Here is a 21021-nt window from a genome sequence, read left to right on the forward strand (position 1 = left end):
CAAATAAATGCCCAGGGCCTAAATTCAAGGCTCCCCACCGCCCGTCCATGACCTCATCCTCCCCCGCTCCTCTTTTGATCGGCTGCGCCGCCGGTTTTTCCGGCGACCGCGTGGACGCCGCCGGGCCGGTGGTCGACACGCTGGTCGCGCGCGGCGGGCCGGCTTTCCTGATTTTTGAAACCCTGGCCGAACGCACGCTGGCGCTGGCGCAATTGCGGCGCCGGGCCGACCCGGATGCCGGCTTCGAGCCGCTGCTGGACGACATGCTGCGGCCGGTGCTGGCGCGCTGCCTGGCGCACAACATCCGCATCGTGAGCAACTTCGGCGCCGCCAACCCGCTGGCGGCAGCGCGCCACATCCAGGCCATGGCCGCCGGCATGGGCCTGCCCGCGCCGCGCATCGCCGTGGTGGCGGGAGACGACCTCTCGGGTGCACAGCACGAGCCGCTACTGCGCGCCGAACTGGGCGGTGCGATGGACGGCATCCGCAAAGTGAGCGCCAACGCCTATATAGGCGCCGAAGCCATCGCCGCCGCACTAGACGCCGGCGCGCAGATCGTGGTGGCCGGGCGCGTGGCCGATCCCTCGTTGACGGTGGGGCCCGCCATGTCGCATTTTGGCTGGCGCGCCGACGACTGGGACCGGCTGGCGCGCGCGACCATGGCGGGCCACCTGCTGGAGTGCGGCGCCCAGGTCTGCGGCGGCTATTTCGCCGACCCGGGCTACAAGGACGTGCCGGACCTCCACGCCGTGGGCTACCCCATCGCCGAAATCGACAGCGAGGGCCACTGCGTCATCGGCAAGGCGGCGGGCACGGGCGGCGTGGTCAGCCTGGCCGGCGTCAAGGAGCAACTGCTGTATGAGGTCCACGACCCCGCCGCCTACCTGACACCCGACGTGGTGGCCGACATCAGCGCCGCGCAAGTCAGCCTCATCGGGCCCGACCGTGTGGCCCTCTCTGGCGTGCGCGGCCATGCGCGGCCGGCCAGCCTCAAGGTCAATGTCTGCCACGAAGGCGGCTGGCTGGCCGAAGGTGAAATCTCTTACGCCGGCCCCCGCGCCGAGGCGCGCGCCCGCCTGGCCGCCGAGGTGCTGCGCCGGCGCCTGCCGGACCTGGCGCTGCGTGTGGACCTGATAGGCGCGCTCAGTGTGATGGGCGACGACGCGGGCCATTTGCTGGCGGAGTCTCCCGCAGGCGATGCGCGCGACGTGCGCCTGCGTGTCGCCGCCACCCACGCCGACCGCGCGCAGGCAGAGCGCCTGCCGCGCGAAGTCACGGCGCTGTATTGCTGCGGCCCGGCCGGCGGCGGCGGTGTGCGAACCTCGCTGACACCGCGGCTCAACACCTTGTCCTGCCTGGTGCCGCGCGACGCCGTGCCGCTGCGTTTCGACATGCTGGACGCCCAGCAGGAGTCCGCATGAACGAAGCCCGCATCACGGTGCCGTTGTACCGCGCCGCCCATGGCCGCACCGGCGACAAAGGCAACCGCTCCAACATCAGCGTGATCGCGTGGCATGCTGATCTTTACCCCGTGCTGCTGGCACAAGTCACCGAGGCCGTGGTGGCGCAGCGCTTTGCCCATCGCCGGCCGACGAGCGTGCAGCGCTTCGAACTGCCGGGGCTGGCTGCGCTGAATTTTGTGCTCGACGAGGTCCTCGACGGCGGCGTCAACGATGCGCTGAACCTCGACACCCACGGCAAGGCCCTGTCCTTCTGGCTGCTGGACTTGCCGATAGAGATTCCCGCCGGCCTGGCGCCCCTGCTTGCGGGCCCGGCCCTGACGCATACCGACTGGTTTTTCAATTAAAAAAGGAGACAACATGACCCCCTCAACCCCAAACCCGAACTTCACAAGCCGCATACGCCCGCTGATGCTCGCCGCCGCCGCGTTCTGCGCGCTGGCGCCCGGGCTGTCGCAGGCCCAGGGCTTTCCCGACAAGCCCATCACCTTTATCGTGCCCTTTGCCGCCGGCAGCGCCACCGACCAGCTGGCGCGCGCCCTGGGCCAGGCCGTGACCAACGACAGCAAGGCCAGCGTGCTGGTCGACAACCGGCCCGGCGCCAACAGTTTTATCGGGGCCCAGGCGGCGGCGAAAGCCAAGCCCGACGGCTATACCGTCTTCATCACCACCAACACCACGCAATCGGCCAACGAGCACCTGTTCAAGAAGCTGCCCTATGACCCGGTCAAGGACTTCGCGCCGCTCACCGCCCTGGGGCGCGGCGGCCAGATCATGGTCGTCAACCCGGCCTTGCCGGTGAACAGCGTCGCCGATTTCATCAAGCTGGCCAAATCCAAACCAGGCAAGCTGTCCTTCGGCAGCGGCAGTTCCTCCAGCCGCGTCGCGGGCGAGCAGTTCAAGCAGATGACGGGCACCTACATCCTGAACATCCCCTACAAGAGCAACCCGCCGGCCGTGACCGACCTGCTGGGCGGCCAGATCGACATGATGATCACCGACATGGCCACCGGCCTGCCGCAGGTCAAGGCCGGCAAGCTCAAGGCGCTGGGCGTGTCCACGCGGCAGCGCTCGCCGCTGGCGCCGGATGTGCCCACCATCGCCGAAGCCGGCGTGAAGGGTTATGAGATGACCTACTGGTTTGCCGCCTACGCGCCGGCCGGCACACCCGCCGATGTGGTGGCAAAGCTCGCCGACATGCTCGCGCGCGCCGCGCGCAGCGCCTCGGCCGCGCCCTTCTACCAGTCCAGCGGCATCGAGATCTTCACCAGCAGCCCCGAAGAGCTGCGCAAGTTCCAGGCGGACGAGACCCTCAAATGGGGAAAAATCATCAAGGCGGCGGGCATAGAACCCGAGTAAACGCCACGGGGGAACTGGGGCTTGGGATTCAACTATTCGTAACGCATTACGTTTAAGTAAAATTCCCGGCAGAAGCGGCGGCCCCTGTTCCGCCCTCCGCCGCGCCCCCACCAGGAAACCCCATGTCCAAAGCCTTCGCTTCCCAGTCCGACCTGACCGACAAGACCATCACCTTCGAGCAGCTCAGCGCGCACTGCTGGGCCTACACCGCCGAGGGCGACCCGAATTCCGGCGTCATCATCGGCGACAAGTTCATCATGGTGAGCGACGCAACGGCCACGCCGGCGATGGCGCAGGACCTGATTGCGCGCATACGCAGCGTCAGCGACAAGCCCATCAAGTACGTGCTGCTCACGCACTACCACGCGGTGCGCGTGCTGGGCGCCAGCGCCTACGCAGCCGAGGGCGCGACCGAGATCATCGCCAGCCGGGGCACTTACGAACTCATCGTCGAGCGCGGCGCGCAGGACATGCAAAGCGAGATGGAGCGCTTCCCGCGGCTGTTCCGCAACGCCGAAAGCGTGCCCGGCCTGACCTGGCCAACACTGGTGATCGACGGCGGCAACCCCGTCAAGGGCGAGGTGCCCGGCAAGCTGGTGCTGGACCTGGGCGGCGTGAAGGTGCAGGTCTGGCATCCCGGCCCTGGCCATACGCGCGGCGACACGATTGCCTGGATTGAGGAAGAAAAAGTGCTGTTCTCCGGCGACCTGGTCGAATACGAGGCGGGTGTCTACACCGGCGACGCCCAGCTCGAGGAATGGCCCGCCACACTCGAAGCCCTGCGCGCGCTCAAGGCCGAGGCCATCGTGCCGGGCCGCGGCGAGGCCATGAAGGGCGCGGCCAATGTCAACAAGGCGCTGGATTACACCAAACGTTGGGTTGAAACCCTGTACAAAGCCGGCAAGGAAGCCGCCGCCGCCGGCATGGACCTCAAGGCCGCCATGGACCACACGCGCAAAAGCATGGACCCGGTTTTCGGCCATGTCTTCATCTATGAGCACTGCCTGCCGTTTGACGTGAGCCGCGCGTTTGACGAAGCCAGCGGCATCAAAAACCCGCGCATCTGGACCGCCGAGCGGGACCAGGAAATGTGGAAAGCGTTGCAGGGCTGAAGCCCGGCGCGTTCAGGAATCCAGGTCCAGGCTGGACAGCAGCCCGACAAAAACATCGAGCGCGGCCTGGCCGTCCAGTTGCTCCATACGTTCCAGCACATCCTCATCCTCGACCAGGCAGTAACCCAGGCTGAAGCGCCGGAACCGGCGGGCGGCCAGTTCGCCGTGGTGCACGACCTGCATATTGATATGGCGGCTGTCCTGGCGTATGCGCTCCAGCAGCGCCAGCACCTGCTTTTGCCCGCCTTCAAACTGCTGGCAAAAGCGCATGCCGTCAAAAATCAGCAGCCCCGTGATGTCGCGCTCCGCATTGGCCCGGCGGGCCTTGGCGGCGATGTCTGCGACGACGCTCAGCGGCGCTTCGGGGGCCAGGGTGCTGACGTAAAGGATTTCATACAGAGTGGTGCTTGTTTTTGTCATTGCGGCCCAATGTAGCGGCCCACACGTAGGCGCACAATGTCAAAAGACACAGGTAAATGCGCCTAAGATTATTCTTTTATGAATATCCCCACGCCAACTTCAGCGATCTGCCCGCCGGGCTGCAATGCCTGTGGTTTGCGTGAGACCCGGGCTTTTATGCCCGTCAATGCCGAAGAACTGAAGTTCCTCGAAGCCTTCCGCACCGGCACCGCGATGGTGAAGGCCGGCGCCACCATACTTCCCGAGCAGCAACCCAACGGCAAACTCTTCACGCTCTACTCGGGCTGGGCCTTTCGTTACAAGACCTTGAGCGACGGCCGCCGGCAAATCCTCAACTTTTTGCTGCCGGGCGACTTCATCGGCCTGCAGCAGAAATTCGCCGACGGCGCCATGCACGGCATCGAGGCCGTGACCGATGCCAGCCTCTGCGTGTTCCCGCGTGAGGGCCTGTGGGAGCTGTTCCGCAATTTCCCCAACCTGGGCTATGACATCACCTGGTTGGCGGCGCGAGAAGAGGGCATGGTGGACGACCACCTGCTCACGGCCGGGCGGCGCAATGCCACCGAACGCGTGGCCATGCTGCTGATGCATTTGTTCCGCCGGCTGGAGCGCGTGGGCATGGCCGCCGGCGGCATGATCGAATTTCCGATCAATCAGCAGCACATCGCCGACGCGCTGGGGCTGTCGCTGGTGCACACCAACAAGACCTTGAGGCGCCTGCGCCAGCTGGGCCTGCACGAGATCCTCGACGGCAAGTTGCGCCTGCTCAACACCCGGGCGCTGGAGCGCATCGCCGACTATTACGACACGCCCCCTCCGCAAGTCCCCTTGCTCTGATTTTGCCCTGTAGGCGGGCACCGACAGCAAGCCTCTTTGGTGGATGACACGCGCCCCCCGTTCCCGGTTCTAACGTAGCTCTCTTGCCCGTGATGTGGCGAGACCAGACACCACCCAGGAGACGCTCATGGACCACGCACAAGCCCCCGGCGCACGGCTGCAGCAGCAACCGCCCCGCTTCTCGAACCGGCAGCAGCAGCAAAGCAGCGGCTCGCGCGAGTTCCAGCCGCGCCAGTCGAAGCCCGGCGACGGCCCGTCCGGCCAGATGGGCGAGGGCAGCTATGAAGGCACGCGCAAATACCAGGAAAAAATCAAGTCCTACCTCAAGGATGCCGACGTCAAGTCCGACGCCGAGGCCGCCAGGCCCGAGTCGCCGCAGCAGGCGGAGGAGTTGAAAAAGGCCGAGGAGGAAGGGCGTTCGCATTCGAAAGCGCCCGGAAAGTAACGTCGCTCACTCTCTTGTTCAGGATGTCTGCGCATTCAGCGTCCGGAAGTCCTGTTCATAACGATGCAGGGTCTCCACCGCCTTGTGGCGCTGCGCCGGCGTCGTGCTGTTGTGCAGTTCCGCCAGCGTGGCGCAGGCGTCCTGCGTCAGCTTCTCCATATAGTCGCGGTAAGCCGCGTCGGGTGAGGTGAGCGTGCGCTCAAACAGCCCGCGCATCGCGGCCTGGGTTTTCTCGGGTGTGCCCTGGCCTGCCACCAGCGGGCGCAGCGTGTGCAGGGCGTCCTGCTGGCGCCGGATTTTTTCCGCGTAGCTGCGCGGCGCGTCGAAGTGCGAGCTGTCGATGCGCCGCTCAATCACCGCCAGCTGCTTTTTTTCCAGCCGGCCGTAGAGCATTTCAGCGCGCTTGACCGCCTCCTTGTAGCGCTTGTCGCGCTGGGCCTTGGGCGAAGCCTCCAGGAAATCCTCGCGGTACTCGTCATTGCCTTTGGCGAAGCGGCGTTCCAGGGTTTTGAGCTGGCCGGCCTGCAGCGAGCCGACAAGGGTCGCCATGGGCGGCTCCGCCTGCCGCGACAGCGCCACGAGTTTGCCGCGCACGTCGGTGTAGATCGCGCAGGCCGCCGCGGCGTCCATGTCCGAAGGCATTTGATGCTGCAGCTTTTGCAGCGCCTCGATGTAGCCGGGCAGCTGCGTCTGGCGGTGCCAGGCCTGCAGTTTGTCGAGGTCGGCCTTGACCTGCAGGCTTTGCGCATCGGTGAAGTCGAAGTGGCGGTCCAGCTGCCAGTAGGCCAGTTCGGGCGCCTGGTTGTAAGCGAGTTTCATGAGGCTGCAGCTTTGCAGCAGCCCGGCCAGCAGCAGGACGGCCAGCCCGCCGATAATCCGTGTGCAGCGTCCCGTGCCCGCCCCGGCGGCCCGGGAACGCGTCATCACCCCAAGATCCAGAGGAAATTTCATGGCAACCCCAATCGATGTCGTCATCATGGCCGCGGGCAAAGGCACGCGGATGAAAAGCAGTTTGCCTAAAGTGTTACACCGATTGGGCGGGAAAGCTTTGCTGGCGCATGTCATCGAATGCGCCGCCTCGGTGTCGGCGCGCCAGGCAGTGATCATTACCGGCCATGGCGCGGCGGAAGTCGAGGCCGCCTGCACCCGATTTACCGAGGCCGCGGGCGCCGCGGCTGCCCCGGTGGCATTGCGCTTCGCGCGCCAGGAGCCGCAGCTGGGCACCGGCCATGCGGTGCAGCAGGCGCTGCCCCTGCTGGCCGACGACGGCGTCACGCTGGTGCTCTCGGGCGACGTGCCGCTGACCCAGGCCGCCACTTTGCAGGCACTGATCGACCAGTGCGACGGCCAGCGCCTGGCGCTGCTCACGCTCAGCATGGCCGACCCCACGGGCTACGGCCGCATCGTGCGTGCCGGCACTGAAGCGTCATCGCAGGTCAGGGCCATCGTCGAGCACAAGGACGCCAGCGCCGCCCAGCGCGAGATCCGCGAAATCTACAGCGGCATCATGGCCGTGCCCACGCGCCTCCTGCGCGCCTGGCTGGCCCGGCTCGATAACAAGAACGCCCAGGGCGAGTACTACCTGACCGACATCGTGAAGTTCGCCGTGGCCGACGGCGTGGCCGTGGTGGCCCACCAGATCACCGACGCCGCCCAGGTGGCCGGCGTCAACAGCCCGGTGCAGCTGGCTGAGCTCGAGCGCGTCCACCAGGGCCGGCTGGCCGTCGCACTGATGGAGCAGGGCGTGCGCCTGGCCGACCCGGCGCGCCTCGACGTGCGTGGCACGCTGGTCTGCGGCCAGGACGTCGAGATCGACGTGAACTGCGTCTTTGAAGGCGCGGTCACCCTGGGCGAGGGCGTGCGCATAGGCGCCAACTGCGTGATCGCCAACTGCAGCATCGCCGCCGGCGCCGTCATCCACCCCTTCACCCATATCGACGGCGAAAAACTCGGCGTGAAAGTGGGCGAGGGCGCGCTGATCGGCCCCTTCGCGCGCCTGCGCCCCGGCGCGCAGCTGGGCGCCGAGGTGCACATCGGCAATTTTGTCGAGGTCAAGAATTCCACCCTCGCCAAAGGCGCCAAGGCCAACCACCTGGCCTACCTAGGCGACGCCACCGTGGGCGAGCGCGTCAACTACGGCGCCGGCAGCATCACCGCCAATTACGACGGCGCCAACAAGCACCGCACGGTGATCGAGGCCGACGTGCACATCGGCAGCAACTGTGTGCTGGTTGCGCCCGTCACCATAGGCGCGGGCGGCACGGTGGGCGGCGGCTCCACCATCACCAAAAGCACCCCGCCCGAGGCGCTCAGCGTGGCACGCGGCAAGCAGGTCAGCTTGCCGAACTGGAAACGCCCGGCCAAGGCGCCGCGCTCCTCCTGAATGCTCCTCCGGGTATTCCCGGGGTGGCCGGAATGATGGTTACATGACGTAACATTGGGTCGCTGCACCCGCAATGGGTGCCGCTCATTCCAACTAATTACAAAGAGGGGTTCCCATGTTTCAACAGTTCAGGCGTATTGCCCTGTTCACGGGTATTGCCGTGTCCGCGTTTCTGGTCGGCTGCGCCGGCCCTGCGCCCAACTACCCGCCGTCCATCGACAACGTCGAAACGCTCAAGAAGATCCAGGGTGCGCCCGCCGTGAAGACGGGCACCATCGCCGTGACGGCAGGCATGCCGGGTGCCGCCTCGATGTCCCTGCGCGCCAACACCATGACCTCGCCCGTCGGCAAGAACTACGGCGACTACATCGCCGCGGCGCTGCGCCAGGAACTGGAACTGGCCAAGCTCTACAACCCGCAGTCGGGCGTTGAAATCAGCGGCACCCTGCTCAAGAACAATATTGACGCGGGCGGCATCAGCACCAACGCCGGGCAGATCGAGGCGCGTTTTGTGGTGACCGCCAACGGCCAGGTGCGCTTTGACAAAGTCAAGCGCACAGAGCGCAAATGGGACAGCTCTTTCGCCGGCGCCGTGGCCATCCCGCTGGCGGCCAACAACTATCCGCTGATGGTGCAGTCGCTGATCGCCGCTTTGGTGACCGATCCCGATTTTGTCAAAGCCATTCGCAACTAAGCCGGGATGACCACCATGAACCGATTTGTCGGCTATGTTTTCTCGGCGCTGGCCTGCCTTGTATTGTTTGGCTGCGCGCACCCCATCACCATGAACCCCGACCTCGCGGCCGTCACCGTGCCCGCCGGCGCCAAGCCCATCGCCAAAAAGGTGGGCTACCACATCCCCGACGCCCTGCGCTCGGTGGAAGTGACCACGCCCGGCGGCGGCGGCGACAAGGTGCGCTACTTTCCCTACCGCGACATCGAGCCCGGCTTCTACAAGGCGCTGTCCGAGTCGTTCAGCAGCGTGACCAAGGTGCAGAACCCCAAAGACTTCGCAGCCCTGCAGGCCGGCGGTGTCTCCCTGCTGATCACGCCGGAAGTCACCACCAACTCGTCCTCCGACGGCGCCTTCACCTGGCCGCCCACGCAGTTCAGCGTCAAGCTGGTCTGCACCATCGTCGATGCCGCCGGCCAGCCGGTCGAGACGATACGGGTCAGTGGCGAAGGCGGCGCGACCTTCTCGGAGTTCAAGAGCAACTTCTCGCTGGCGGCAGTGCGGGCTTCGAATGACGCGCTGGCCAAGCTCGTCAAGGCGTTGGTGGCGTCGCCGGCCCTGCGTAAGTAATCGGTTCTTGCTCCGGCGGCGGGCCCTTTGCTTGGGCCTGCTGGCCGGGGGTAGCCCGGCGGCTACTCACTTTTCTTTTGCTTCGCCAAAAGAAAAGTAAGCAAAAGAAAAGGCGACCCTGGTTGCTGCGTCCCTGCGCTTCGCTACGGGCAACCTGCGGTGCTCGGTCCAGGCGGGGTCTCGCTAAACTCGCTACGCTGCGCTTCGCTCAGACAACGCGATCCCTGATCCGCCTGAACCTCCGCTCCTCGGCGCATCCACAAGGGGTGGGGAAGGAATACCAAACAGCCGAAGACAAATCCTGAATACAGAAAAACAAAAAGGACACGCCATGGCGTGTCCTTTTTTTGTATTGGCTCCCGCTTCCGATTGCCCCGTCCTGGCTGGGCCGAGGAGCGCAGACGTAGGCGGATTAGGGATCGCGCTTGTCTGAGCGAAGCGAGTTTGCGCGAGACCCCGCCGTAGTCGAGCACCGCAGGTTGCCCCGTAGCGCAGCGTAGGGGACCCAGACTGCGGGTCGCCTTTTCTTTGGTGACTTTCTTTTGGCGAAGCAAAAGAAAGTTACTTGCTGCCGGGCAATCCCCGGCCAGCAGAACTCAGCAAAGAGCACAGAGGGAGCGCGGACAGCCGGCGCAAGATCCGGCGCAAAAATCTACTTAACCCGATTCACCAAAAACACCCCAAATATCGCCAACCCCCCGCCGGCAAGCAGGCTGACGCTCAAGGGCTCACCAAGAATCAACCACCCCAACAGCACCCCAAACACCGGCACCAGGTTGTTGAACACCACGGTCCGCGCAGCCCCCAGCTGCCGCAGGCCCTCGTAGTACCAGACAAAGGCCACGGCCGTGCCGAGCACGCCGAGGAACACCAGGCCGGCCCAGACCTCGGGCGTGAACGATGCGGCATGCACGTGGGGGATGTCGCGCAGCGCCAGCAGGCCTAAAAACAGTGTGCCCCAGATCGCGGCCCACAGCGTGGCCAGTACGGGCGACAGGCCTTGCAGCAGCTTGCGGCCCACCAGGGTGTAGACGGCCCAGGCACAGACCGCGCCGAACATCGCGAGTTCGCCCTTGCCCAGCGACTGCATGATCTGCGAGAGGTCGCCGCGCGTCACCACCACCCACACGCCCAGCAGGGCCAGCGCCACGCCCAGCCAGCGTGTGGCCGACAGCCGGTCGCCCAGCAGCGCGGCGGCGATCAGCAGCGTGACCACCGGGTTGAGGGCGATGATCAGCGAGGTGCGGCCGGCCGGCAGCACCGACAGGGCCGTGAAGAACAGCAGGTTGTAGGCAAAGATGCCGGTCGCGCCCAGCGCCATGGTGCCCAGCAGCTGGCGCCGCGTGATGCGCGTGATGGCGCGCAGGCCTTCGGTGAAATGCAGGGTCGCCAGCAGCGCCAGCGTGGCGAACACAAAGCGGATAAAACCGGCCGTGGCCGGCGGCAGCTGGGCCGAGATCACGCGCCCCGCGATGAAGGTGCCGCCCCAGAGCACCGGCACGCAGGTCAGGCGCAGGTACAGGCCCCAGAGCTTGCCGCCTGTGGGGCTGGAGGGATGCGAAAGGGGCGCGGCGGAAGCCAGGGCGGCGGAGGCGGATGGGGTGGCAGTCGTCATGGAGAGCTGGGGGCGGGTGTTGGGAGAAAACCGTAAATAAGGTAGATTGGTGTATGAGATTAATTGTTAAATCACTCACTATCAAATGAGCGTTTACTCATGAACAGGCTTTCACCATGACCTTGGCCCAACTCGAAGTGCTGATCACCCTGGACGAATGCCGCAGCTTTTCGCGCGCGGCCATGCGCCTGGGCACCACCCAGTCGGCCGTCAGCCACGCGCTGCGCGCGCTGGAGACCGAGTTCGGCGTCAAGCTCGCGCTGCGCGATGCCTCGGGCGTCTCGATGACCGACGCCGGTGAGCGCTTGCTGCTGCGCGCCCGCGAAATGACGGCGCTGGCCGCCACCATGGCGCAGGAACTCGGCGACGCCCGGGAACTGAAGACCGGCACGCTGCGCATAGGCTCCTTCGGCCCCACCTCCACCGTCAACCTGCTGCCGCCCCTGCTGGCCGCCTTCAAGCAAGGCCATCCAGGCGCGCAGGTGCGCATCGAGGAGGAAAGCGACGAGGTCGTCGACGACTGGCTGCTGCAAAAACGCGTGGAGCTCGGCTTCGTCGTGGTGCCCGACGAGCGCTTCGAGGTGCTGCCGCTGGTGCAGGACGAGTTCGTCGCCATCCTGCCGGCCGGCCATGCGCTGGCCGCGCACGCCGCCGTGCCCATCAGCGCGCTCAGCGGCCTGGACTTCGTGCTGACCGAGGCTGGCTGCGGCCCGGTCATCGTGCCCATCCTGCAAAAAAACATCACGCGGCCCAAGGTGCTCTACCACTTCACGCAAATCATCTCCATCCTGCAGTTTGTGCAGCGGGGCCTGGCGGTCTCCGTCGCCGCGCGGCTGGCGCTGCCCGATGCGCCCGAAGGCGTGGTCTACCGGCCGCTGCTGCCCGCGCAGCCGCGCACCGTCGGCCTGGCCTGCCTGGACGTGGCCAAACTTTCGCCGCTGGCGCGGGCCTTCTGGGAAACCGCGCGGGACCAGGGCAGGTTAAAAACCGCGGCGGCCGGCAAGGTCCCGGCCAGGCCGCGCGCCGTGCCTGTCGTCGCCTGACACGCGCATACCGCCTTCTTCCCTCGGCCGTCGTCGCCGACCCCATCAAGTACTATCAGCCCATTCATAAAAGAGGGGGGGGCTGAAACCATGGTCATCTGGAGCATTGTGTGGGGCGCCGTCCTGGGCTGGTTCTGGCCGGGCCATGGCGATGCCGGCATTTTCCTTGGGGCCTTCCTCGGCCTCTTTGCCGGCCTGTCGCTGCGCTGGGCGGTGCGGGCCGAAGTGGAGGCCATGCGGAAAAAAGCGCCGCAACCGGTGGCGCCCGCCGCTCGCCAGGCGACGGCCGCGCCTGTCGCTGCAAGTGCGCCAAACGCCGCCGCACCCAGGGATTTCGAAGACACCAGTCCGCTGCCCGTTGCCTCAGCACCGGCCAGCGCCGCCGACAACGAAGCGGCACCGGCGCCGGCGCAAGTACCTGACCTGGCCCCCAACGGCCTGCCGCGCACGCAGCCCGCCACAATTGCCGCTACGCCCGCCAGGCCCGCCACCACCGCCCGGCCCGCCTACAAACCGGCCGAACCCAACCCGGTGGAACTGGCCCTGCTCGCCGCGAAAAACTGGTTCCTGGGCGGCAACACCATCGTGCGCGTGGGCCTGGTTATCCTGTTCATAGGTCTGTCTTTCCTCGCGCGTTATGCCGCGTCGGCCGGCCTGTTCCCGGTCGAGTTCCGGCTCGCGGCCATAGGCGCGGCGGCCATCGCGCTGCTGGCCGTGGGTTTTCGCAAGCGGGCCGACAAGCCCGGCTTCGCGCTCGCGCTGCAGGGCGCCGGCGTCGCGGTGATGTACCTCACGGTGTTCGCGGCCTTCCGTCTCTACGGCCTGCTGGATCCGCTGCCGGCCTTCGCGCTGATGATCATCGTCTGCGGCCTGAGCTGCGCACTGGCGCTGCTGCAGAATTCGCGCGCGCTGGCGGTGGCAGCCTTTGCCGGCGGCTTTGCCGTGCCGCTGCTGCTGTCGACCGGGCAGGGCAGCCACGTGGGCCTCTTCAGCTACTACACGCTGCTCAACCTGGCCATCCTGTTCATCGCCTACAAGCGTTCCTGGCGCATCCTCAACGTCGTCGGTTTCATCGCCACCTTCGGCGTGGCCACGGCCTGGGGAATTCTCAAGTACGTACCCGAGAACTACGCCAGCGCCCAGCCTTTCCTCATCGGTTTCGTATTGATCTACCTGTTCACCGCCATCCTGTATGCGCGCAACACGCCGACCCGGCTGGGCAACGCGGTCGACACCATGCTGGTCTTCGGCACGCCGCTCGTGGGCTTCGGCCTGCAGGCTGGGCTGGTGCGCGGCATGGAACTGGGCGCGGCCTTCTCGGCGCTGGGCTTTGCCGCGCTCTACCTGTTCACGGCCATGCTGCTGGCGCGGCGCGCGCTGGCCAGCTACCGCCTGCTGATTGAATGCTTTATGGCCGTGGGCGTGGGTTTTGCCACGCTGGCTGTGCCGCTGGCGCTCGATGCGCAATGGACTTCGGCCGTCTGGGCGCTCGAAGGCGCGGGCGCCTTCTGGGTCGGCATGCGCCAGGCGCGCTGGATGCCGCGCGCCTTCGGCCTGCTACTGCAGGGCGTCGCGGCCATGGCTTTCCTGGGCGGGCTGGACGGTGCCACCGGCGGCCTGGGCCACCACGTGTATGCCATTCCTTTTGGCAACCCGGCCTTCATAGGCGCCATGCTGATCGCCTTGCCGGCGCTGCAACTGGCCTGGTGGCTGCGCCGGCCCCTGCCGCACAGCGAGTCTTCCTGGGCCAAGGCCTATGCGGGCGTGGAGTCCTGGCTTTCCGTTCCCGTGTACCTCTACGGCTTTTTCTTCTGGTGCCTGGGCTGGTTGCTCGAGATCGCGCGCCGCGTGCCGGCGCTGGAAGCCGACGCCATGCCCCAGCATGTCTTCAGCGAGCGCACCACCGGCCTGCTCATGATGCTGGCGGTCGTCGCCAGCATGGCCCTGTCCATGCTGCTGGGCCTGAAGAAGCAGTGGCCGGTCGCGACCTGGCCCGCGCGCGTCAGCGTCGCCGTGCTGGCGCTGGGCTATCTCGCACAGACCGGCGCCGGCTACCGCGTGCTGGCCGCGCCGGCCTGGGCCGTGTGGCCGGTGGTACTGGTACTGCATTACTGGATGCTGCGGCAGACCGACCGCTTGGCCCAAGCCCCGGCTATGCCCGGCGGCGCGGGCCGTGTATCGCCCTTCGGCTTCCTGCATGCGGCGGGTGCCTGGCTGGTCACGGTCTTGCTGGCCGACTGCCTGTGGTCGGGCATAGGCAAGGCCGAGCTCTGGCGCACTTCCTGGGCCGGCGTGGTGCTGCTGGTCAGCGCCATCGCCGTGCTCATGCTGCTGGCCACCTGGGCCGGCAAGGCCAACCGGCAGGCGCAGCGCCAGGCTTTCGCCTGGCCGCTGAACCCGCATGCGCAGGCCTACTACTGGCTGGCGGCCCTGCCGCTGGCGGTGCTGGTTTTCTGGGGAACGCTGGCCGCGGCTATCCACTCCTCGGGCCACACCGCGCCCCTGCCTTACATCCCGCTGCTCAACCCCACCGACCTGACCCTGGCGCTCGCGCTGGGTGGGCTGGTGTTCTGGCGCCGTGTGCTGGTGACGGCCGCGCCGGCGCCTGCCGGCTCGGCCTGGGCCACCGGCCGCAATGCGCTGGTGGCGCTGGCCCTGCTGGTGTTCATCGCGGTCAACACCGTCTGGCTGCGCATCGCCCACCATTTCTTCGGTGTCCGCTGGGATGCCGAGGCGCTGTTCGCCAGCTTTGTGGTGCAGACCGGCTACGCGATCCTGTGGACGCTGCTGGCGCTGAGCCTGATGGTGCTGGCGCACCGCCGCGTGCAGCGGCCGCTGTGGCTGGTGGGCGCGGGCCTGCTGGGCCTGGTGGTCGTCAAGCTGCTGCTGATTGATTTGTCGAACGCCGGCGGCGCCGAACGCATCATCGCCTTCATCGTGGTCGGCGTGCTGATGCTGGTGGTCGGCTACTTCGCGCCGCTGCCGCCCAAGGCGCAGGCCGCCGCGGCCCCCAATGCCCCTGACCTGAAAGAAGAGGCCCTGCCATGAAGAAGTTCGAGTACGCCCGGTTCTTGATGCTCGCGCTGTCGGCCGGCCTGGCCGCGCCGCTGCCGGTGCTGGCCGCCGATGCGCCAGACGCCGCCAACGCCAAGTCCTATGCCGTGCGCATCCCCGTCACGCCCGCGCCCGACGCGCCGCTGCAGCGCCTGCTGCTGCCGGCCGAGGCGCTGGTGCGGCTGCAAAGCCCGGCCTATGCCGACCTGCGCATCTTCAACGCCGCCGGCCAGCCCGTGCCCATGGCGCTGGCCAGCGTGCCCACGCCGACCTCCACGCAGGAGCACAGCGTCAAGCTGCCCGCCTATCCCATCCTGGGCGCCGAGGGCGCCGCCGCTGCGGGGCTCGAAGGTTTGTCGCTGCGCATCGAAGAGCGCCAGGGTAAACGTGTGGTGCAACTCAACACCACTGGCACCAGCACCACCGCTTCGGCCGCCGCGCCGCAAAAAGTGCTGGGCGCGCTGCTCGATGCGCGCAAGCTCAAGGAGCCCGTGGCCAGCATGACGCTGGACGCCGACCTGCCTGTCGGCCAGCCCGTCACTTTTAATGTGCAGGCCAGCAAGGATCTCAAGAACTGGCGCCCGCTGGCTGACACCGTGCTTTACCGCGCGGATGCTTCGGCCTCGGCCGCCAGCCTGGGCGATACCCGGCTTGATCTGTCCATGGCGGACCTCAGGGACCACTACCTGCGCATCAGCTGGGGCGCCGCCGCCGTCACCGTGCGCGGCGCGACGCTGCTCACTTCCCAAAGCACGGCAGTGCGTCAGCGCGTCAGCGTGACCATGGCGACGCCCGCATTGACCAACGCGCACGAGCTGAGTTTTGCCTTGCCGTTTGCCACGCCGGTGGCCGCGCTCAGGATCACGCCGCAAGGCAGCAACGTGCTGGTGCCCATCCGCGTGCTGGGCCGCAACCATCGCGAGCAACCCTGGGCCTTGCTGGCCAGTTCGGTGGTCTACCGCCTCGGCGCGGCCGGCAAGGAGCAGGCCAGCGGCCCGGTCGATTTGCAGGGCGCTTCGGTGCGTGAAGTGAAGATAGAAGCCGACGCCAAGACACCAGGCTTTGCCGCCGCACCCGAGATCACGCTGCAGTTCGAGCCCGCGCAACTGGTGTTCCTGGCCAGCGGGCAGGGCCCTTTCACGCTGGCGGCAGGCCAGAAGGGCGCCGCGGCCGCCTTTCTGCCCATGGCCAGCCTGATTCCCAACTACCAGGCCTCACAGGAAAACGCACTGCCTCTGGCGCAGGCCGATGTGGCCAAAGCGGACGTCACCGGCGGCGGCCTGGCCGGCCCGTTGGTGGCCGGCTCGCCGCAGGGCGACGGCCTGCCCACGCGCAGCCTGGTGTTGTGGGGCATCCTGCTGCTCGGTGTGCTGGCGCTGGCCGGCATGGCATGGGGCCTGCTTAAACAAACCAAAAAAGCGGACTGATTCACCTTCGATTTGCTGGAATGACATCATGAGCACCGACGCCTTCCCCAAAGACATCTATACCGAGCCCGAGGTCGACCCGGACACCCTCGCCAACCTGGGCCCCTTGCGCGCCATGGCCGGCATCTGGGAAGGCGCGCGCGGCGCCGACGTCAAACCCGTGGTTACCGGCACCAAGACGCAGGCCTATATCGAGCGCTATGAGTTGCACCCCATAGACGCGCAAACCAATGGCCCGCAGGCGCTGTACGGTTTGCGCTACCACACCTTCATCCACAAACCCGGCTTCACCAAGACTTACCATGACCAGGTCGGCTACTGGCTGTGGGAGCCGGCCACCAGCACCATCTATCACACGCTCGCGATCCCGCGCGGCCAGGTCGCCATGGCCAGCGGCAAGGTCGCCGCCGATGCGACGCAGTTCGAGCTGATTTCTGAGCGCGGCAGCCTGACCAATGGCATCGTGTCCAACCCGTTCATCGAGCATGCTTTCACGACGCTGTCCTGGCGCATAGCGGTCACGCTCAATGCCGACGGCAGCTGGTCCTACTTCCAGACCACGATGCTGCAGATTGAGGGCCGCGACCAGCCCTTCGACCACACCGACCGCAACACGCTGGTCAAGGTCGGCGAGCCCGCACTGAATCCCAAGGCGCTAGCGCAAGCGCAAGGCGGCACTGCCTAGGGCGCCAGCAATACCCGCGGCTCAAACTTCGCGCGCCGCGTGCTGAAAAAAGCCTTTACGTTGCGCACGTTCGCATCGCTGGTAAACAGCCGCTGCGCCAGCGCCAGGTAGCGCGGCATGTCGGCCACGTGCACCACCAGCATGAAGTCCGGCCCCGGCGAGACGCGGTAGCACTGCTGCACCGCCTCATCGAGCACCACGCGCGTCTCGAACGCTTCCTGCTGCTCGGCGCCCTGGCGCTCCAGCGTGATCTCCACCAGCGCCGTCAGCCCATGGCCGGTGACGGCGGCCAGCTTGTCGACGTTGAGCAGCGCCACGTCGCGCTCCACCAGCCCAGCATCGCGCAGGCGCTTGACGCGGCGCAAACAGGTCGGCGGCGAGATGTGGACGTGCTCGGCCAGCGCCTGGTTGCTCAGCGAAGCATCGGTCTGCAGGCTGTCGAGCAGCTTGAGGTCTGTCTCGTCGAGAGATATTTGTTCCATAAATAGACTTTAAATGAAATTAAATTCAACCATCAGAAGATGGTGAAATTAAATTCCATAAATCAAGAAAAATCAATCACATAACAAAATAGCAAGCACGTAGCATCAGCTCATTGTTTTTTCAGGAGACCTCCATGTGCGGCATCGTTGCTTCCGTTTCGACCCGAAATATCGTTCCCATCCTGGTGCAGGGTTTGCAGCGCCTTGAATACCGCGGGTATGACTCCTGCGGCGTCGCCGTCTACAACGGCGGCCTCAAGCGCGCACGCAGCACCTCACGCGTGGCCGAACTGCAGGAACAGGTCGCCAGCGACAAACTCGAAGGCGCCACCGGCATCGCCCACACCCGCTGGGCCACCCATGGCGCACCCGTCGTGCACAACGCCCACCCACACTTCAGCCACGGCAGCGGCGCCGCATCGCAAGCCAAACCCGGCAAGATGGCGCTGGTGCACAACGGCATCATCGAGAACTACGAAGAGTTGCGCGCCGGCCTGAAGGCCAAAGGCTACGTCTTCGAGAGCCAGACCGACACCGAAGTCATCGTGCACCTGATGGACAGCCTGTATGACGGCGATTTGTTCGAAGCCCTCAAGGCCACCGTCGCGCAGCTGCATGGCGCGTATGCCATCGCCGCCTTCTGCAAGGACGAGCCGCACCGCGTCGTCGGCGCGCGCGCAGGTTCGCCGCTGATCCTCGGCGTCGGCAAGGACAAGACAGAGAACTTCCTGGCCAGCGACGCCATGGCCCTGGCCGGTGTGACCGATCAGATCGTCTACCTTGAAGAAGGCGACATGGTCGACATCCAGCTCGGCAAATACTGGATCGCCGGCAAGGACGGCAAGCCCGCCCAGCGCGAGGTCAAGACCGTGCAGGCCCACAGCGGCGCCGCCGAACTCGGCCCTTACCGCCACTACATGCAGAAAGAAATCTTTGAGCAGCCGCGCGCCATCGCCGACACGCTCGAAGGCGTCGAAGGCATAGTGCCCGAACTCTTCGGCGACCAGGCCTTCCGCGTCTTCAAAGAGATCGACTCCGTCCTCATCCTCGCCTGCGGCACCAGTTATTACAGCGGTTGCGCCGCCAAGTACTGGCTTGAAGCGATTGCCGGCATCCCGACGCAGGTCGAGGTCGCCAGCGAATACCGCTACCGCAGCTCGGTGCCCAATCCCAAGACGCTGGTCGTCACCATCACCCAGAGCGGCGAAACGGCAGACACGCTGGCCGCGCTGCGCCACGCGCAAAGCCTGGGCATGACGCAGACCCTGACCATCTGCAACGTCTCCACCTCGGCCATGGTGCGCGAATGCAAGCTCGCCTACATCACACGCGCCGGCGTCGAGATCGGTGTCGCCTCCACCAAGGCCTTCACCACCCAGCTCGCCGGCCTGTTTTTGCTCACACTGGCCCTGGCCCAAAGCAAAGGCAAGCTCAGCGAGGAAGAAGAAGCCGGCCACCTCAAAGCCATGCGCCACCTGCCCGCCGCCCTGCAAGCCGTGCTGGCGCTCGAGCCCCAAGTCATCAGCTGGGCCGAAGACTTCGCCAAAATGGAAAACGCGCTCTTCCTCGGCCGCGGCCTGCATTACCCCATCGCGCTGGAAGGCGCGCTCAAGCTCAAGGAAATCAGCTACATCCACGCCGAGGCCTATCCCGCCGGTGAACTCAAACACGGCCCCCTGGCCCTGGTCACCAGCGAGATGCCCGTCGTCACCGTCGCACCCAACGACGCACTGCTCGAAAAACTCAAAAGCAATATGCAGGAAGTCCGCGCCCGCGGCGGCGTCCTCTACGTGCTGGCAGACGCCGACAGCCACATCGAAAGCAGCGAAGGCCTGCACGTGATCCGCATGCCCGAACACTACGGCGCGCTGAGCCCGCTGTTGCACGTGGTGCCGCTGCAGCTGCTGGCGTATCACACGGCTGTGGCGCGCGGGACGGATGTGGACAAACCGAGAAACCTGGCCAAGTCCGTCACCGTAGAGTGACGGATTTGGGACGGCACGAAGTGCCGTCGGCGAAGCCACCAGGTTTCTTGGTTTGGGGGACACTCACTTCGCGCAGCGAAGTTACGTGGCCACACAAACCCTCCCCCTCCCCGCAACTTGGCAAAGTCTGTGACCGTCGAATGACGGTCACAGGTGCGCGTGAGCGCACTGCGGGTTTTGGGGGACGCTCACTTCGCGTAGCGAAGTTACGTGGCCACACACGCCAAGAAACTTGGCTAAATTCGTCACTGTCGAGTGACGGATTTGGGCGGCATGCAATACCGCCGGCGAAGCAGCCAGGTTTATCGGTTTGGGGTGTTGAATTTCATCGAAATCTGACCCGCCTATGAAGTGGACCCCATGGACTGGACCAGAGGGGGAGGATGAGCTGATACGCTTTGACGTCCAGCAGGTAGCTTGCCACCGCGCGAGACTAAATATTTCATGGCGGATCGCCTGTGAAGAGCTCCACAAACAGACGCCGCAGCCATTGATGAGCCGGATCGAGGTTGAACCGGCGGCTCCAGTGCAGTGATACGGTGAAGGTGCTGCGCGGCAAGGTGTTCGACAGCAAGGCGTAGCGTTCGGTATTTACGAATCTCAGCGCGATGGCGCGCGGCATCACCACCGCGAGGTCCGTGCGCTCAATGATCGCGGGCAGTGCTAGAAAGTGTTCGGACGTCAACACTAGCCTGCTGTCCAACCCGAGTTCCTGGAGGATGCGGAAAGTCTCGGCGTGCGAGCGCACGGCGACGAACTCCAGCCGGCGCAGGTCCTTCACCTTGGGTGGTTTTTGCTTCGCCGCGAGCAGCGGATGACCCGCGCGCACCAGGACTGCGTAGCGGTCGGTTAGCAATTCCATCCGCTCCGTCCCGCTGACGGAGGGCAGGAACCCCAAGGCAAAGTGGATGGCGCCGGTCTCGAGCGCATCGGCGATCTGGGCGTGGGGCAGCGGTGCTGTCTGTACGCGTATGCCCGGCGCTTCACGGTGCAGCGCGGCCACCAGCTCGGGCAGCAGCCGGGCCTCGCCGATGTCGCTCATGTGCAGGCGCAGCGTCATGGTCGAGCGGGAGGGATTGAATGCATCGTCATCCCTGAGTACGTCCTGGATAGACGCGATCGCCGGCTGGACCACGCTGGCCAGGCGTTCGGCGCGCAGCGTCGGACGCATGCTTCCGCCGGTGCGGACAAACAAGGCGTCGCCGAGCGCGAGCCGCAGTCGCGTCAAGCCCTGGCTGGCCGCGGGTTGCGAGAGGCCCAGGGCATCCGCCGCGCGGCTGACGCTGCCCAGCCGATAAACCGCTTCGAAGAGCCGAAGCAGGTTCATGTCGAGCTGGTCAATATGCATTTTGTGGATTTTACGGTATACGGTTCATTGCATTGACGCATGTAACCGCCCTTGCGAGACTTG

General features: G+C 66.0%; 19 protein-coding genes. 14 read left to right on the forward strand and 5 right to left on the reverse strand.

The features are described 5' to 3' along the window. Positions 1 to 47 precede the first annotated feature (47 nt). The 4 genes from AC1D1F_RS14190 (at position 48) to AC1D1F_RS14205 (ending at position 3931) form a co-directional block, all read left to right on the forward strand. Entirely contained in the window at positions 48 to 1421 is a 1374-nt protein-coding gene (locus tag AC1D1F_RS14190) for an acyclic terpene utilization AtuA family protein (RefSeq protein ID WP_477697198.1), read from the forward strand. Beyond that, on the forward strand, positions 1418 to 1807 hold the full coding sequence (locus AC1D1F_RS14195) for an AtuA-related protein (protein ID WP_477675687.1): 390 nt from the start codon (positions 1418 to 1420) through the stop codon (positions 1805 to 1807). The genes AC1D1F_RS14190 and AC1D1F_RS14195 overlap by 4 nt, the downstream gene beginning before the upstream one ends. Before the next feature lie 13 nt (positions 1808 to 1820). Next, complete coding sequence (locus AC1D1F_RS14200; protein ID WP_477675688.1) at positions 1821 to 2819, forward strand: Bug family tripartite tricarboxylate transporter substrate binding protein; 999 nt, start codon at positions 1821 to 1823, stop codon at positions 2817 to 2819. A 122-nt stretch (positions 2820 to 2941) separates the two neighbouring features. Beyond that, positions 2942 to 3931 carry an MBL fold metallo-hydrolase gene (locus tag AC1D1F_RS14205; protein WP_477675689.1) on the forward strand — a complete coding sequence of 330 codons (990 nt, stop codon included), beginning with the start codon at positions 2942 to 2944 and terminating at the stop codon, positions 3929 to 3931. Positions 3932 to 3943: 12 nt separating this feature from the next. Here AC1D1F_RS14205 and AC1D1F_RS14210 read toward each other — a convergent pair whose 3' ends face one another. Beyond that, positions 3944 to 4351: a BLUF domain-containing protein gene (locus AC1D1F_RS14210; protein WP_477675690.1), complete on the reverse strand. Its 408-nt coding sequence runs from the start codon at positions 4349 to 4351 to the stop codon at positions 3944 to 3946. 78 nt (positions 4352 to 4429) lie between these two features. Between AC1D1F_RS14210 and AC1D1F_RS14215 the strand changes: the two genes are divergently transcribed. Both AC1D1F_RS14215 and AC1D1F_RS14220 read left to right on the forward strand, forming a co-directional pair. After that, positions 4430 to 5188, forward strand: a complete 759-nt coding sequence (locus tag AC1D1F_RS14215; protein WP_477675691.1) for a Crp/Fnr family transcriptional regulator — start codon at positions 4430 to 4432, stop codon at positions 5186 to 5188. Between the two features lie 127 nt (positions 5189 to 5315). Continuing rightward, positions 5316 to 5633 (forward strand): hypothetical protein, encoded by a 318-nt coding sequence (locus tag AC1D1F_RS14220; protein WP_477675692.1) that lies wholly within the window; start codon positions 5316 to 5318, stop codon positions 5631 to 5633. Positions 5634 to 5651: 18 nt separating this feature from the next. On the opposite strand, the gene AC1D1F_RS14225 is transcribed toward AC1D1F_RS14220, so the two are convergent. Next, positions 5652 to 6584 carry a DUF6279 family lipoprotein gene (locus tag AC1D1F_RS14225; RefSeq protein ID WP_477675693.1) on the reverse strand — a complete coding sequence of 311 codons (933 nt, stop codon included), beginning with the start codon at positions 6582 to 6584 and terminating at the stop codon, positions 5652 to 5654. Between AC1D1F_RS14225 and glmU the strand changes: the two genes are divergently transcribed. From glmU to AC1D1F_RS14240, 3 genes are all read left to right on the forward strand, one after another. Then, positions 6583 to 8016, forward strand: coding sequence for a bifunctional UDP-N-acetylglucosamine diphosphorylase/glucosamine-1-phosphate N-acetyltransferase GlmU (glmU, locus tag AC1D1F_RS14230; RefSeq protein WP_477697196.1), 1434 nt, complete (start codon positions 6583 to 6585; stop codon positions 8014 to 8016). The two genes, AC1D1F_RS14225 and glmU, sit on opposite strands and share 2 nt — an antisense overlap. A 115-nt stretch (positions 8017 to 8131) precedes the next feature. Further along, positions 8132 to 8710 carry a hypothetical protein gene (locus AC1D1F_RS14235; RefSeq protein WP_477697195.1) on the forward strand — a complete coding sequence of 193 codons (579 nt, stop codon included), beginning with the start codon at positions 8132 to 8134 and terminating at the stop codon, positions 8708 to 8710. 15 nt (positions 8711 to 8725) lie between these two features. Beyond that, on the forward strand, positions 8726 to 9319 hold the full coding sequence (locus AC1D1F_RS14240; RefSeq protein ID WP_477675696.1) for a hypothetical protein: 594 nt from the start codon (positions 8726 to 8728) through the stop codon (positions 9317 to 9319). 652 nt (positions 9320 to 9971) lie between these two features. Here the strand turns inward: AC1D1F_RS14240 and AC1D1F_RS14245 are convergent. Then, positions 9972 to 10934: a DMT family transporter gene (locus AC1D1F_RS14245; RefSeq protein WP_477676431.1), complete on the reverse strand. Its 963-nt coding sequence runs from the start codon at positions 10932 to 10934 to the stop codon at positions 9972 to 9974. Positions 10935 to 11050: 116 nt separating this feature from the next. Here AC1D1F_RS14245 and AC1D1F_RS14250 point away from each other — a divergent pair, with 116 nt between their 5' ends. The 4 genes from AC1D1F_RS14250 (at position 11051) to AC1D1F_RS14265 (ending at position 17143) form a co-directional block, all read left to right on the forward strand. Then, positions 11051 to 11977, forward strand: a complete 927-nt coding sequence (locus AC1D1F_RS14250) for a LysR family transcriptional regulator (protein ID WP_477696439.1) — start codon at positions 11051 to 11053, stop codon at positions 11975 to 11977. A 90-nt stretch (positions 11978 to 12067) separates the two neighbouring features. Next, a complete protein-coding gene (locus AC1D1F_RS14255; protein ID WP_477676433.1) occupies positions 12068 to 15025 on the forward strand; it encodes a DUF2339 domain-containing protein in 2958 nt (985 codons plus the stop codon). Further along, positions 15022 to 16458, forward strand: coding sequence for a DUF3999 domain-containing protein (locus AC1D1F_RS14260; protein ID WP_477676434.1), 1437 nt, complete (start codon positions 15022 to 15024; stop codon positions 16456 to 16458). The genes AC1D1F_RS14255 and AC1D1F_RS14260 overlap by 4 nt, the downstream gene beginning before the upstream one ends. 28 nt (positions 16459 to 16486) lie before the next feature. Then, positions 16487 to 17143, forward strand: coding sequence for an FABP family protein (locus tag AC1D1F_RS14265; protein ID WP_477676435.1), 657 nt, complete (start codon positions 16487 to 16489; stop codon positions 17141 to 17143). Here the strand turns inward: AC1D1F_RS14265 and AC1D1F_RS14270 are convergent. Then, positions 17140 to 17625 carry an Lrp/AsnC family transcriptional regulator gene (locus AC1D1F_RS14270; RefSeq protein WP_477676436.1) on the reverse strand — a complete coding sequence of 162 codons (486 nt, stop codon included), beginning with the start codon at positions 17623 to 17625 and terminating at the stop codon, positions 17140 to 17142. The two genes, AC1D1F_RS14265 and AC1D1F_RS14270, sit on opposite strands and share 4 nt — an antisense overlap. 134 nt (positions 17626 to 17759) lie before the next feature. On the opposite strand from AC1D1F_RS14270, the gene glmS reads away from it, so the two are divergent. Continuing rightward, complete coding sequence (glmS, locus tag AC1D1F_RS14275; RefSeq protein ID WP_477676437.1) at positions 17760 to 19610, forward strand: glutamine--fructose-6-phosphate transaminase (isomerizing); 1851 nt, start codon at positions 17760 to 17762, stop codon at positions 19608 to 19610. A 442-nt stretch (positions 19611 to 20052) separates the two neighbouring features. On the opposite strand, the gene AC1D1F_RS14280 is transcribed toward glmS, so the two are convergent. Continuing rightward, positions 20053 to 20958, reverse strand: coding sequence for a LysR family transcriptional regulator (locus AC1D1F_RS14280; RefSeq protein WP_477676438.1), 906 nt, complete (start codon positions 20956 to 20958; stop codon positions 20053 to 20055). Between the last annotated feature and the right edge of the window lie 63 nt (positions 20959 to 21021).

The organism is Polaromonas sp. P1_H6 (assembly GCF_056405195.1).